The organism is Bradyrhizobium sp. UFLA06-06, assembly GCF_054820065.1.
Window position 1 is genome coordinate 15,451 of record NZ_JADFUD010000025.1, and the last position, 13,621, is coordinate 29,071.

Here is a 13,621-nt window from a genome sequence, read left to right on the forward strand (position 1 = left end):
GTTACCGGCTAGGGCGTGGATACGCTCAAGGTCAGAGACGCAAAAGACGTCGAGGAGGTGGTGCGCGCGGCGGTCGCCGGCGAGCAGCCACTTGAGGTCATTGGACATGGGTCGAAGCGCGCCATCGGCCATCCGATGGCGACCAATGCGCTGCTCGACGTCTCGGCGCTGAATGCGGTCAGTTCCTACGAGCCGAACGAACTGATCATCACCGTGCAGGCCGGCGCGCCGCTTGCCGACGTGCAATCCCTGATCGACGCCAAGAACCAGCAATTCGCCTTCGAGCCGATGGACACGTCTGTGCTGTTCGGCACCGCGGGCGCCGGCACGATCGGCGGCATGATCGGCGCCGGACTGGCCGGTCCCCGCCGCATCAAGGCCGGCGGTATCAGGGATCATCTGCTCGGCGCGCACGCGGTGTCCGGGTTCGGCGACAGCTTCAAGACCGGCGGGCGGGTGGTGAAGAACGTCACCGGCTACGACCTCTGCAAGCTGCTGACCGGCTCCTGGGGCACGCTCGCGGTCATGAGCGAGGTGACGCTTAAGGTCATGCCGAAGCCGGAAGCCGAGCGGACGCTGCTGCTGCGCGGGCTCGACGACGTCACCGCCAACAAGGCGATGACGGCGGCGCTGGGCTCGCCCTTCGACGTCTCGGGCGCCGCGCATCTGCCGGGTTCGGCGTTGCGGTCCGGGGGCGGTCCGCTCGCCGGCCTCGCCTCTGGCCAGCCGGTCACGCTGGTGCGGCTCGAGGGGATTTCGGCGTCGGCGGCACACCGGGCGGCCTCGCTCAGTCAGACGCTCTCGTCTTTTGGAGCGGTCGACAGCCTCGCCGATGATGCGTCGGCCGCAATCTGGAGCGCGCTGCGCGACGTGGTGCCGTTCGCGGCGAACGGCGCGCTCGGGGCCTGGCCGGTGTGGCGCATCGTTTGCCCGCCGGCCTCTGGCGGCGCGCTGGGCCAGGCGTTGTCGCGCGCCACCGGCGGCGACGTGATCTACGACTGGGGCGGCGGGCTGATCTGGGCCGCGGTGCCGCCGGGCGCCGATGCCCAGGCCACGCTGGTCCGCGGCCAGGTCGAGGCGATCGGCGGACACGCCACCCTGATCCGCGCCACCGAGGATGTACGCCGGGCGGTCGATGTGTTCCAGCCGCAGGCGGCCGGGCTTGCCGCGCTCGGTGAACGGGTCCGGGCGAGCTTCGATCCGAGGTCCGTCCTCAACCGCGGCCGGATGATGCGAGGCGGGGCTGCATGAAGACCGAGTTTTCCCTGGCGCAGCTCGCCGATCCCGACATCAAGGAAGCCGACAAGATCCTGCGCGCCTGCGTGCATTGCGGCTTCTGCACCGCAACCTGCCCGACCTATGTGCTGCTCGGCGACGAGCTCGATAGCCCGCGCGGCCGCATCTACCTGATCAAGGAGATGCTGGAGAAGGACAAGCCGCCGACGGCCGACGTGGTCAAGCATATCGACCGCTGCCTGTCGTGTCTCGCCTGCATGACAACCTGTCCGTCGGGCGTGAACTACATGCACCTCGTCGACCAGGCCCGGGTCCGGATCGAGCGGGATTACCAGAGACCGCTGACCGAGCGGCTGCTGCGCTCGGTGCTCGCCCTCGTGCTGCCGCGGCCGGGCCTGTTCCGGATCAGCATGATCCTGGCCGGGCTCGCCCGTCCGTTCGCCGCATTGCTGCCGACGCCATCGGTCGGTGCGTCCAGTCCGGGTCTGCTGCAGCGGATCAAGGCGATGCTGGCGCTCGCGCCACGTGGCCTGCCCCAGCCGGGGCCGGCTGCCGGAACCGTGTTTGCGCCGATCGGCCGGCGGCGCGGCCGGGTCGCGCTGCTGCAGGGCTGCGCCCAGCAGGTGCTGGCGCCACGCATCAATCAGGCCGCGATCAATGTCCTGACCCGGCACGGCGTCGAGGTGGTGCTGGTCAAGGACGAGCAATGCTGCGGCGCGTTGACCCATCACATGGGACTGGACGGCGACGCGCTGGCGCGAGCGCGGGCCAACATCACGGTGTGGCAAAGGGAAGCGGACCAGAACGGGCTCGACGCCATCCTGGTGACGACCTCGGGCTGTGGGACAGTTGTCAAAGACTACGGCTACCTGCTGCGCGAGGACAAAACGTTCGCCGAGCCGGCCAAGCGAATCTCCGCGCTGGCAAAGGATATCACCGAGTATCTCTCGGCTCTCGAGCTCGCGCCTTCAACGCAGAAAGGCGACGTCACCGTCGCCTATCACTCCGCTTGTTCGTTGCAGCATGGACAGAAAATCACTCAACTTCCGAAAGAATTGCTTTCCAAGAATGGATTCGTGGTGAAAGATGTGCCCGAGAGCCATTTGTGTTGCGGTTCGGCGGGGACCTACAACATTCTCCAGCCCGACATTGCGAGCAGATTGCGCGATCGCAAGGTCGCCAATATTGCGCTTGTCAAACCGGACATGATCGCTGCGGGCAATATTGGCTGCATGGTTCAGATTGCCGGCGGTACGTCAGTTCCTGTGGTGCACACGATTGAGCTTCTCGATTGGGCGACAGGAGGTCCCCGGCCAGGATTGAATTGATCGACTGCCACTCGAGCATGATCCGGACCTCAGCCTTGCCCTGACGCAGCGTGAAGGACCGGCGCTTCCTTGCCACAGACGCGAAGCGATCGCGCGGCCATCATGCCCGACAAGCGAAGTGGAGAGTGCCTCTCCTCGAGGTGCAGCCAACGTCCGGCAAGCGATCACTTCAATGCGCCCGGTGGACTCAGATAGCGGCAACAGGAGGACCACGATGGCGAAGTCGAAGAAGGCGAAGAAAAGCAAGAAGGCCAAAAAGGCCAAGAAGGTGGTAGCGGCGAAGAAGAGGTCCGCGAAGAAGTCGGCCAAGAAGGCTGCGAAGAAATCCGCCAGGAAGACTGCAAAGAAATCGGCGAAGAAGTCGGCCAAGAAAGCCGCAAAGAAAACGGCAAAGAAAGCTGCAAAGAAGGCTGCGCCGAAGAAGGCCGCCAAGAAAGCCGCCAAGAAAGCCGCCGCCAAGAAGAGCGCGCCGAAGAAGGCCGCTGCTCCGAAGAAGGCCGCCGCGCCGAAGCCGGCCGCCCCGGTCGCGGCACCCCCGGCGCCCGAGCCCGAGCCGCAGCCGGCTCCGAGCTGGGCCACACCGAGCCACGAACCGGCGCCGGGCTGGATTGCCGGGTCGGCCGACGGGGGCGAGCACCACTAGAGCGTTTTCGAGCGAAGTGGGCACCGGTTCGCGTGAAGAAAACGCGTCAAAACAAGAATCTAGAGCTTCGGTTCTGATTCAATCAGAACCGAAAATGCTCTAGGCCGCCGCCACATTGCCGAAGTTCAACTGATCGAAGCCGCAGCGCGCCACGCTGCGGCTTCTTCCGTAGGTGCGGTGACGATCCGTGCTTTTGCGGGCACGGCGATTCGCGCCGATGCTCTCGCGCCGGGCCGACTGTTGCCGTTTCCCTCTCCAGATGATCCGTTCAACCGGTGCGGGAGCCGCAGTCTTGTGGTGCAAATGCAACACCCGCAAATCAACATGCGGCAAGATGGCTAGAACGCCTAAAAAGGCGGCACATGCATGTCTTTTTGGCTTCACGGTACCGTGCACGGGCCTCAGATTGATCCACGCGATTTAGTTGCAGTCCGTTAGCGCGCGCCCTGGGGGCCACCGGAGCTGGGCTGTCTGGAAAAGTTAGATGGGGATCGTCATGAAGAAACTGGCTTTGTTAGCAACGGCGCTAGCAATGATTTCGAGCTCGGCAATGGCAGCTGACATGGCGGTGAAGGCCGTCAAGGCGCCGCCGCCGGCTCCGTTCGACCCGTGGGACATCGCCTTTGGCGCTGGCATCATGAGCGACTACATCTTCCGCGGCGTCACCCAGTCCAACCACAATCCGTCGGTCACCGCCTATTTCGAGCCGCGCTACAACGTCAGCAAGGACCTGCAGCTCTACGTCGGTACGTCGACCGAAAGCATCTCCTTCGCCAACCGCGCCGCGGCTGAAGTCGACGTCTACGGCGGTATCCGCCCGACCTTCGGCGCCTTCGCCTTCGACATCGGTGTCTGGGGTTACCTGTATCCGGGTGGAACCTGCTACTACGGCGGCGGTGCCGTGGCCGACTTCGCGGGCAATCCGCTGAGCGCAGAATGCCAGGCGAACACTCTGACCAATTTCAACGTGATGAAGAAGGACGTCTCGTTCTTCGAAGTCTACGGCAAGGCGACCTGGACCATTAACGACAACTGGGCGTTCACCATCAACGAGTACTACTCGCCGAATTTCCTCAACACCGGCGCCTGGGGCAACTACTCGTCGATCATCGGCAAGTACACCGCGCCCAGCACCGTGTTCGGTTCCAGCGGCGTCGGCATGTATGTGTCGGGTGAGTTCGGCCGGCAGTGGCTCGGCACCTCGGACAGCTTCTACGGCGTTCCGGCCTTCCCGAACGGCATCAAGTATGCCGACTACAACACCTGGAACATCGGCATCGGCTTCACCTACAAGGTGTTCACGCTCGATCTGCGCTACTCCGACACCGACATGTCGAAGGGTGATTGCAGCGCCTTCACCAGCGACTTCACCGCGGGCGGCAATACCAACGTGACCCCGATCAATCCGGGCGGCACGGGCTCCAACTGGTGCGGCGCGGCGGGTATCGCCAAGCTCTCGGTCGACCTGACCGCGATGTCCAACCTGAAGTAATCTTCCCTTCCGGGGATCGAGGGGGCGGCAGAGCAATCTGCCGCCCCTTTTGTTTTACGCGGCCTGCGGTGGCCGCATCACCGTCGAGCCGCCAAGGCATGAATGAAGTTAGCTTGAGCCGCCGGGCTTCACCTCTCCCCGATGAGGGAGAGGTGAACCGAGTCCACGGTCGGGCCGCTTCAATCCAAATTCGTTCGCCTACGACGCGGCGACCTTGACCGCGTCGCGCAAGGTGAAGCGGTCGCCGTCGCGGACCAGCGTGACATTGCGCTGATGGAAGGCATCGAGCGTCGAGCGGTGGCCGATCGAAACCACCGTGGTGCCGGGCAGCCTTTCGGCAATCAGCCTGTACAGCGCGGCTTCCGCCGGCTCGTCCAGCGAGGCCGTCGCCTCGTCCAGGAACAGGAATTGCGGCGCATGCAGCAGCGCCCGCGCGATGCCGAGCCGCTGCTGCTCGCCGAGCGACAGCATCCGGTTCCAGTGCGCCTGCTCCTCGAGCCGCGCCGCAAGCTGCGGCAGCCCGACGGCGGTGAGGACCTCGCGGACCCGTCCGGCATCGAATTGCGTGGCCTCGCCCGGATAGACGACGGCGTCATGCAGCGAGCCGATCGGCAGATAGGGACGTTGCGGTAGCATCATCAGGCTGGCATTGGCCGGGATCTTGACCGCGCCATCGCCGAACGGCCAGATGCCGGCCACGGCGCGGAACAGCGTCGACTTGCCGGCGCCGGAGGGGCCGGTCATCAGCGTGCGCTCGCCCTTGCGGAAGTCGAACCGGTCCGCGTTCAGCAGCGGCGTTCCGTCGGGCAGCCGCAGCACCAGGTCCTGCAGGCTGACGCCGCCGCCGCCCGGCGTCGGCGTGACATGAATTCGATCGTCGCGCTTGGCAAGGTTCGATGCCGTCGCGATCCCTGCCTCGAATCCATCAAGGCGGTTCACCACGGCCTGCCACTCGGCCAGTTGACGATAGATGGTGACGAAGTACGAGAACGCGCCCTGGACGTTTGAGAACGCCGATGCGGTCTGCATCATGCCGCCGAGCTGGATCTTTTGCGCAAAGTAGGCCGGCGCCACCAGCACATAGGGGAAGATCACCGAGGCCTGATTATAGCTCGCCGTGAACGCGGTGATCTTCTTGGTCCGGTTCATCAGGGCGATCCAGTTCTCCACCACGCGTCCGAAGCGAACGCGCAGGCGCTCGCGCTCGGCCGGTTCGCCCTGCAGCAGCGCGATCTGCTCGGAGTTCTCCCGTACGCGCACCAGGTTGAAGCGGAAATCGGCTTCATATTGCTGCTGCTTGAAATCGATGCCGACCAGCGGCCAGCCGATCAGATGGGTCAGCACGGTGCCGAGCGCCGAATAGATCAGCGCGCACCAGACAAGGTAGCCGGGAACTGAATATTCCGTACCGAACAAATGCAGCGGTGCCTCATTGGAAAGGCCCCACAGCAGTGTGAGAAAGGACGCCAGCGTGACGACAGAGCTCAACAGGCCGAGGCCGAGCGTGAGCGTGCGATCGACGAACAGTTTGACGTCGTCGGTCATGCGCTGGTCGGGGTTGTCGGCAGCGTCGCCCTGCAGCTGCATCCGGTAGTGATTGGCCTGGCGCAGCCAGTCCCCGAGATAGTGCGTCGTCATCCATTGCCGCCAGCGGATCTGCAGCCATTGATTGAGGTAGAGCTGGTAGACCGCCAGCAGGATGAAGAAGGCGACCAGGACGGAGAAATAGATGATCTCGCTGACGAAGGAGTCCCAATTGCGTTCCTGCAGCGCGTTGTAGAAGCGGTTGTTCCACTGCGTGAGCAGGACGTTGATGCCGACGATCGCGAGTTCGATCGCGATCACCGCGGCAAGCAACCCGCGGCCCGCCCATTTGTCCTCGGAGCTGAAATAAGGCGAGGCGATGCGCCACACGGTCGCGAGCGTCGAGCGAATGTTGTTCACAGATTATCGTCTCCAGGGAAGGGGCCGCAAAGGCCTGAAGAATCGGAACAATCGGGGTGATCCTCGACTAAAGTCGTAGGTCTGGTATGCAAGCGTTGGCTTGTCCCGGCAATCGAGTCAACCCTAGCATGAGGACAACGGCGAGGGGCGGGGGACCTTCGATTTTTCGCGAGGATGTGAGCGATCCTTACCGATCGTTCATTCGCGAGCCGGGGCTGCAGATTTTCCGACGGACTCCCGCAATCGCACCAGTCGCGCCTGCCCGCATGCAGGCCGGCGCGCTGCATAAAAAATGTGGGAAGGATCCCGAGATGAACACCTGGAATCAAATCTACAACCCGCTGGGCAATGCGGCGCTGTCGACGGTCGCGGCCGCCATTCCCGTGGTCACGCTGCTGGTCCTGATCGCCAGCGGCAAGGTGAAGGCGCACATTGCCGCCATCATCGCCGTGATCGTGACCAACCTGATCACGATCTTCGTCTTCACCATGCCGGCCAACATGTCGATCCGCGCCACGCTGCTCGGCGTGATCACCGGGTTCTTCCCGATCGGCTGGATCGTGCTCAACGTCATCTTCCTCTACCAAGTCACGGTGAGGTGCGGGAAGTTCGAGCTGCTCAAGCGCGCGGTCGGCGGCGTCACCGAGGACCGGCGGTTGCAGCTGCTGTTGATCGCGTTCTCGTTCGGCGCCTTCTTCGAGGGCGCCTCCGGGTTCGGCACGCCGGTCGCGATCACCGGCGCGGTGCTGATCGGGCTCGGCTTCTCGCCGCTCGCCGCGTCCGGCCTGTCGCTGATCGCCAACACGGCACCCGTTGCCTACGGTGCGCTCGGCACGCCGATCCAGGGCCTCGCCTCGGTCACCGGGCTCGACCCCTATATCCTCGGCGCGATGGTCGGCCGGCAGCTGCCGCTGTTCTCGCTGATCGTGCCGTTCTGGGTGGTGTGGGCGTTTGCCGGCTGGCGCGGCATGAAGGAGGTGTGGCCGGCGATCCTGGTCACCGGCGTGTCGTTTGCGGTCCCGCAATTCGTGATCTCCAACTACATCAATCCCTGGATCGTCGACATCGGCGCCTCGCTCATCTCGATGGGAGCCCTGATCCTGTTCCTGAAGGTCTGGCAGCCGCGGCAGCTGTGGCTGTCGCCGGCGCTGCGCGGCCGCGATGAATCGGCGGCGACGATGGCCGCCGCACCGCCGCTCGACAAGACGCCGCTGACCCAGGGCGAAATGTGGAGCGCGCTGCTGCCGTGGATCATCGTCTGCATCCTGATGCTGATCTGGGGCAACGGTGCCTTCAAGGCCTGGGCGAACGCCAACTTCGTCTGGAACTATCCGGTCCCCGAGCTCGACAAGCTGATCTTCAAGGTGCCGCCGGTGGCTGCCAAGCCGACTCCGGAAGGCGCCGTGTTCGGCTTCACCTATCTGTCGTTCACCGGCACCGGCATGCTGATCGCCGCGATCATCTCGGGTCTGTTGATGGGCTTCTCGCCGCTCAAGCTGATCGCCGAGTATGGCCGTACCATCCGCCTCTGCGCGATCTCGCTGATCACGATCTCGGCGATGCTGGCGATCGGCACGCTGACCCGGCTGTCCGGCGTCGACGCGACGCTCGGCCTCGCCTTCGCCGCGACCGGCGTGCTCTATCCCTTCTTCGGCACCTTGCTCGGCTGGCTGGGCGTGGCGCTGACCGGATCGGATACCGCATCGAACGTGCTGTTCGGCAATCTGCAGAAGATCACCTCCGAGCAGCTCGGCCTGTCGCCGATCCTGATGGCGGCGGCGAACTCCTCGGGCGGCGTGATGGGCAAGATGATCGACGCGCAATCGATCGTGGTCGCCTCAACCGCGACCAACTGGTACGGCCACGAGGGCTCGATCCTGCGCTACGTGTTCCTGCACTCGATCGTGCTGGCGTGTCTGGTCGGCCTGTTCGTGACGCTGCAGGCCTATGTCTATCCGTTCACGTTGCTGGTGCTGAAATAGCGCCGCGACGCGTCTGGCGAACCAGGAATCCCCGCGAGCGGACGGCTCGCGGGGATTTGCTTTTCAAGCACATTTTCCGGCGTTGCCAATCTGGCCAATCGCGCTCTGCTCCCATAGAAGGGGCCCGCAGTTGCGCGTCGCATTTCGAGGATTGGCATGATTTCGATGAGGCGAAGTTTGAGCGGCGGCATCGCCGCGTTGGCGCTGGTTGCCGCGGCCCTCGGCGCGGGTCCGGCGTGGGCCCAGGAGGAGTTCCCGTTCGGCTTCGTGATGACGCTCGATGCCGCGCGCATGCCGGGCTCCAAGCGGATTCCCTCGATCGAGGTCGGAGACAATGGCGAGGTGATCCTCGAGCTGTGGTGCGACGGCGGCAAGGGCCAGTTTTCGGTGGCCGGCGACACCATCGTCTTCGTTCCCGGCGCGATGGAGAACCGCACCTGCACGCCGGAGCGGGCGCAGGCCGACAAGGATCTGCTGGCGGCGCTCGGCGACATGACGGGCTGGCGGCGGCACGGTGACGAGGTGACCTTCACCGGCAGCAAGTCGCTGCGTTTCGTGATCAACACCAACTAAAGCGTTATCGGGCGAAGCGGACGCCGGTTCGCGTCAAGAAAACGCGTCAAGACAAAACGCTCAGGGCGTTGCGATCAGTCCGCTTGCGGTGGCGACGATCCAGCGGTTGCCCCAGCGCACGATGGAATCGACCCGTCCGAGGCCGGGGACGACGTCGCCGCGCGCGGCCATCTTGACGCCCTCGGGCCCCTCGAGCACGGCGGTGCCGTCGCGGACTTCGACCACCGACCATCCGGGGAGGGTGCTCGGCCGCGTCTCCGGCGCCGCCGCCTGCGGCTGCTTCGGCCCCAATGCAGCGGCTTGTGCATTCAAGGTCGTCGGCGCGGCGCCCAAGGCGAGCGGGCGCGGGCCGGCCGGCGTGGTCCTCGGAATGCTGCCGGTGACGACGGGGTCGGCGTTGGACGCGGCCCGGCGCGGGCCCTCGTTCTTTCGGCTCGGCGCCACGTCCGCAATGTGCGGGGCCGGCGCCTCCTTCTGGGCCACCGGCACCGGGGCGGGAGCTGCGAGGTCGTGCCAGTTGGCTCCGCCGGTCCATCCCAGCACGAAGCTTGCGGCGAGCGCGGTGGCTGCCAAGAGCGCGGTGCCGATGCGGTCGGCAAACGGCTCCCGCAGCAGCAGGGCGGCGTCGTGGTTCTCGCCGGTGACATCCCAGAGGTCCGCCGTCTGTGCCGGCGAATGCCCCTCCGTCACATCTGTTGGCCAGATGCTCGCAGGACTGATCGGCTCGCGGTCTTGCATGGCGTGACCTGTGTTCGATGGCGCGAAGCATGATCCTCGAAACTAAATCGAGCCTTAATTTTCGGTGACCGAACTGCGGCAGCACGAAGTCTTTTGGTCGCAGGCCCCCGTAGTTGCCCGGGTTTCTTCTGCATTCAGCGGTCGTTTCCGGACGTCGTCTCCGCAAAGCGGGTCGTCGCGGCGCGCCGGCGGGGCTATAGCGGTCGCATGCTTGATTTCGCCGCACAATATGCAGCCTTTCAACGCCGCGATCCGGCGTGGGACGGCATCGTGTTCGTCGCGGTCAAGACCACCGGCGTGTATTGCCGCCCGGTCTGCCGGGCGCGCACGCCGCTCGCGCGCAATGTGCGGTTCTATGGCAGCGCCGCGTCGGCCGAGCGCGCCGGCTTCCGGCCCTGCCTGCGTTGCCGTCCCGAGGCGGCGCCGTTCTGTCCGGCGTGGAAGGGCACCAGGACCACCGTCGAGCGTGCCTTGGCGCTGATCGAGGCAGGAGCGCTCGACCGCGGCAATGTCGAAGCGCTGGCGGGGCGGCTCGGTGTCGGCGCGCGGCACCTGTCGCGGCTGTTCGCCGAGCATCTCGATGCCTCGCCGCTCCAGGTCGCGCTGTCGCTGCGCGTGCAGCGCGCCAAGCGCCTGATCGACGGCAGCGAGCTGTCGCTTGCGTTGGTGGCGCAGCACGCCGGCTTCTCCAGCGCGCGGCGCATGAATGCCGCATTCGCAAAACTCTACGGCCGCTCCGCCGCGTCGCTGCGGCGCAAGCGGCCAGCCGTCACGATGCAACGAACCCCGATGGAGATCGGCAATGGCCAAGAGCTACGGCACCGTCAGTGCGGAACAGAAACGTGAGATGAGCGGTCTCGCATTCGTGCAGGGCCTCGCCAGCGGCGCATTGCCGCTCAACACCATCGCGCGGACACTCGGTTATGATGTCGCCGAGGCCGAGCGCGGCCGCGTCGTCGTCACGCTGGTGCCGACCGACGCGCATCTCAATCCGGCGGGCACCGTGCATGGCGGCCTCACCGCGACGCTGCTCGACAGCTGCATGGGGCTTGCGGTGCAGTCGACGCTCGATGCCGGCACCAGCCAGACCACGCTCGAGTTCAAGATCTCGCTGGTGCGTCCGATCACGCCTGACACCGGCCCTATCAGAGCGGAAGGCCAAGTGCTCAATTGCGGCCGCCGCATCGGCACCGCCGAAGGCAGGGTCACCGACGAGCAGGGCCGGCTGCTGGCCCACGGCACGACGACGTGCCTGATCTTCCCTCTTGACGCCGAGCGCTAGGGAGAGACTGCGCCGGCATTGCATCGGGAGATGCGATGCCGGCGCAGTAACATTGGAATGCCTCCAGCAAGCTTACGGCTTAGAGATCTTCAAGTTCACCGCACCGATCGATTGCATTACCCGAACACGCATCAAGCGCGTTGGGGTAGTGATGATGCGATTGTCGATGGAGCCATGCACTCCAGCCGTGTTCAGCGTGGCCCCTCCGGATATCCCGGCATGTTGTTCCAGCCGGCGGGCAGTTCGCCGCCCGGCCGTGCCGCGGCTCCGTCGTGTTCGGGCAGGCGGATGAGGCCGAGCTGAAGCATGGCGGTGATCGCATCTTCCTGTCCGAGCTCCTCGGCGATCCGTCCGTCCTGCACGCGCAGCACGGTGGTGCCGGCGAACGTCATCTTGCGGCCGGAGGCCGCCGGCAGCGAGCCGAGCCGGAAGTCGCTGAACGCAGGTCCCGTGTGGGTGCCGCCGCCTTCCCAGCGGCCGACGACGAGATCGCCTTCCGCGATGAGATCGCCGACGCCCCAGAAATTGAGATCCGGAAACGCTTCGCGAAATTCGGTCATGAACTTCATGACCGCGGCGCGGCCGCGCTTCGGCTCGTGCATCGGGTAGTGCACAACAATGTCTGCCGTTGCGAGCTCGTTGATGATCCGCGGATTCCAGGGGTTGCCCCAGAACTCCTTGAACCACCGGCCGACGACGTTCTTGTTTTCCTCTGACATCTCTTCGTCTCCATTTGCGCGTTGCCGGTATCGCGGCCGGCGTTCTGTCGATGCGCGCAGTGAACATTTGGAGGCGTGTGTCGTGCCACCCGATTTCAGATCGGGCGCTCGGTCGGCGTGCAAGCGAGATTCCGCTGTGTCGATATGGCGCTTAGCACCGCTTCTCGATCGTCGTCGCGGAATCGGGAAGCGGGTGGTTCGCGGAACGCGAACGCGAGACCGTCTTCGCGATCACACGGGAGAACATCATGCGCAACTTCGATGCGATCGCCGCGCCGCGCGGCGACGGGCTTCGTCCCGAACTGCGGGCGCTGCTCGATCGCGCTGCGATCGAGCCCCGTTCTGAATTGTTCGTCAGAAGCGACGGGATGCTTCAGTCCGGTCCGGACGCCACCCCGAAGACGGTGCACGACAACGTCGTGCCGTTGAAGACGCGGGCGGCTTAACCCAAGACAGCGGCGGCCTTATCGCCACACCGACTTGTCGGCGTCCCAGCGCTGGCCCTTGAACTCCTTGAGCAGCGCGTCGATCGCGCCGTTGTCGTCCCTGGTCTCGCTGCCTTCCTCGTCGCTGCTGGAATCGTCAGACAGATTCAGCTTGGCGCCGGCGCTGTCGTCCGATGTCGAGACGGTGGGGCTCGAGACCCACAGCATCAGCCGGTCAGAACTTCCGGGCTTGTCGGGCGAGACCAGGGCAGTGACCTCGTAATTCTGGGTGAGGCCGAGTGCCGGGTAGATCGTGCTGGGCCGCTTCAGCACCAGCTTGAGCTTGCCGGTGTTCGCATTCCACGTCGCCGAGGCGGGCTTTGCGGCAAGCGCCTTCGCCAGCACGCCCGCGATCGCGGTTGCCAGCTTGTCCTTGTTGATCTTGTCGCCTTCGCGCCAATCGGTTGCAGCAAAGCGGATGGTGCGGTCCATCTCGACGACGCCGCTGGTCCAGCCGGCAGCGGTCACGCCGGGCGCCGATTTTGCCTTGGCGAGCAGCGCGCCGGCGTGTTCGGGGTCGACGGTGAGGTTGATGGTCTGCTCGCCGGCGCGCATCGCATCGCAGGTCACCGCGAGGCTGGAGGTGCCGATTTCGACGGCCTCGCCCTTCAGGCTCTTGAGGAAATCCGCCGCCGCGTCGAGCTTTACCCGCACACCGATCGATTCCGGCGAAACGTCGGTGAAATCCTTCGGCTGCGGCGTGATGCCGTCCTCGGTGGCCTGGTTGTCCTGGAATTCCTTCTCGCTGAGGTCGGAATTGTCCGTCGAGGCGACCTCGGTCACGGTCTGGCCGATCGTGATCTGGCCGCGGAACTCAAAACCGTCGCCGCTCTGCTTGCGGTTCAGCTTGACGGTGACGGGCTGCTTGTCGGCGACGCTCTGGGCGGTCCCGGAAAGCGTCTGGCCGCTGACGGTCAGGTTGGCGACGAAGCGGTCCTTGCGGTCGGAGCTCTTGTCGGCGGGATAACAGACGTCGAGCACCGCCGCGGTCACGGTCTTGCCCTGGCGAGTTTCCTTCAGCACGACATCGGCATTGCCGTCCATCAGGCCGTCGATCGAGGTGAAATAGCGCGTCTCGGGGCCACTGGCGGGCGCCGCCTTCGATTGCAGCTTCATCTGGGCGAGAGCAGGCGCCGAGGCGACGGCAAGACCGAGCAGCAGGAGCGGGAGCGCGCGCATACGATAAGTCCTCGAAGGGC

13 protein-coding genes are annotated in these 13,621 nt (G+C 65.2%); 9 read left to right on the forward strand and 4 right to left on the reverse strand.

The annotated features are described in order from the left end of the window. Window positions 1-15: 15 nt before the first annotated feature. The 4 genes from IF803_RS21715 to IF803_RS21730 all read left to right on the forward strand — a co-directional run bounded on the left by IF803_RS21715 (window position 16) and on the right by IF803_RS21730 (window position 4,699). On the forward strand, window positions 16-1,251 hold the full coding sequence (locus IF803_RS21715) for an FAD-binding protein (protein WP_461193415.1): 1,236 nt from the start codon (window positions 16-18) through the stop codon (window positions 1,249-1,251). Beyond that, on the forward strand, window positions 1,248-2,564 hold the full coding sequence (glcF, locus tag IF803_RS21720) for a glycolate oxidase subunit GlcF (protein ID WP_461193416.1): 1,317 nt from the start codon (window positions 1,248-1,250) through the stop codon (window positions 2,562-2,564). The genes IF803_RS21715 and glcF overlap by 4 nt, the downstream gene beginning before the upstream one ends. A 214-nt stretch (window positions 2,565-2,778) precedes the next feature. After that, window positions 2,779-3,207, forward strand: coding sequence for a histone (locus IF803_RS21725; RefSeq protein ID WP_461193417.1), 429 nt, complete (start codon window positions 2,779-2,781; stop codon window positions 3,205-3,207). A gap of 496 nt (window positions 3,208-3,703) precedes the next feature. Then, window positions 3,704-4,699: a TorF family putative porin gene (locus IF803_RS21730; RefSeq protein WP_026192245.1), complete on the forward strand. Its 996-nt coding sequence runs from the start codon at window positions 3,704-3,706 to the stop codon at window positions 4,697-4,699. 198 nt (window positions 4,700-4,897) lie between these two features. Here the strand turns inward: IF803_RS21730 and IF803_RS21735 are convergent, their stop codons facing one another. Continuing rightward, window positions 4,898-6,643, reverse strand: coding sequence for an ABC transporter ATP-binding protein/permease (locus IF803_RS21735; protein ID WP_461193418.1), 1,746 nt, complete (start codon window positions 6,641-6,643; stop codon window positions 4,898-4,900). A gap of 311 nt (window positions 6,644-6,954) precedes the next feature. Here IF803_RS21735 and IF803_RS21740 point away from each other — a divergent pair, with 311 nt between their 5' ends. Continuing rightward, entirely contained in the window at window positions 6,955-8,625 is a 1,671-nt protein-coding gene (locus IF803_RS21740; RefSeq protein WP_028341106.1) for an L-lactate permease, read from the forward strand. Window positions 8,626-8,781: 156 nt separating this feature from the next. After that, entirely contained in the window at window positions 8,782-9,198 is a 417-nt protein-coding gene (locus IF803_RS21745) for an META domain-containing protein (RefSeq protein WP_461193419.1), read from the forward strand. A gap of 60 nt (window positions 9,199-9,258) precedes the next feature. On the opposite strand, the gene IF803_RS21750 is transcribed toward IF803_RS21745, so the two are convergent. Further along, window positions 9,259-9,936, reverse strand: a complete 678-nt coding sequence (locus tag IF803_RS21750) for a hypothetical protein (protein ID WP_461193420.1) — start codon at window positions 9,934-9,936, stop codon at window positions 9,259-9,261. 207 nt (window positions 9,937-10,143) lie between these two features. Here IF803_RS21750 and IF803_RS21755 point away from each other — a divergent pair, with 207 nt between their 5' ends. Both IF803_RS21755 and IF803_RS21760 read left to right on the forward strand, forming a co-directional pair. Next, window positions 10,144-10,782: a bifunctional transcriptional activator/DNA repair enzyme AdaA gene (locus IF803_RS21755; protein WP_461193421.1), complete on the forward strand. Its 639-nt coding sequence runs from the start codon at window positions 10,144-10,146 to the stop codon at window positions 10,780-10,782. Continuing rightward, window positions 10,739-11,218 carry a PaaI family thioesterase gene (locus IF803_RS21760; protein WP_461193422.1) on the forward strand — a complete coding sequence of 160 codons (480 nt, stop codon included), beginning with the start codon at window positions 10,739-10,741 and terminating at the stop codon, window positions 11,216-11,218. Before IF803_RS21755 ends, IF803_RS21760 begins: the two co-directional genes overlap by 44 nt. Before the next feature lie 191 nt (window positions 11,219-11,409). Here IF803_RS21760 and IF803_RS21765 read toward each other — a convergent pair whose 3' ends face one another. Further along, window positions 11,410-11,937: an ester cyclase gene (locus tag IF803_RS21765; RefSeq protein ID WP_461193423.1), complete on the reverse strand. Its 528-nt coding sequence runs from the start codon at window positions 11,935-11,937 to the stop codon at window positions 11,410-11,412. 248 nt (window positions 11,938-12,185) lie between these two features. Here IF803_RS21765 and IF803_RS21770 point away from each other — a divergent pair, with 248 nt between their 5' ends. Further along, window positions 12,186-12,383: a hypothetical protein gene (locus IF803_RS21770; protein WP_028341100.1), complete on the forward strand. Its 198-nt coding sequence runs from the start codon at window positions 12,186-12,188 to the stop codon at window positions 12,381-12,383. A gap of 18 nt (window positions 12,384-12,401) precedes the next feature. Here IF803_RS21770 and IF803_RS21775 read toward each other — a convergent pair whose 3' ends face one another. After that, window positions 12,402-13,601 carry a hypothetical protein gene (locus IF803_RS21775; protein WP_461193424.1) on the reverse strand — a complete coding sequence of 400 codons (1,200 nt, stop codon included), beginning with the start codon at window positions 13,599-13,601 and terminating at the stop codon, window positions 12,402-12,404. Window positions 13,602-13,621 lie beyond the last annotated feature (20 nt).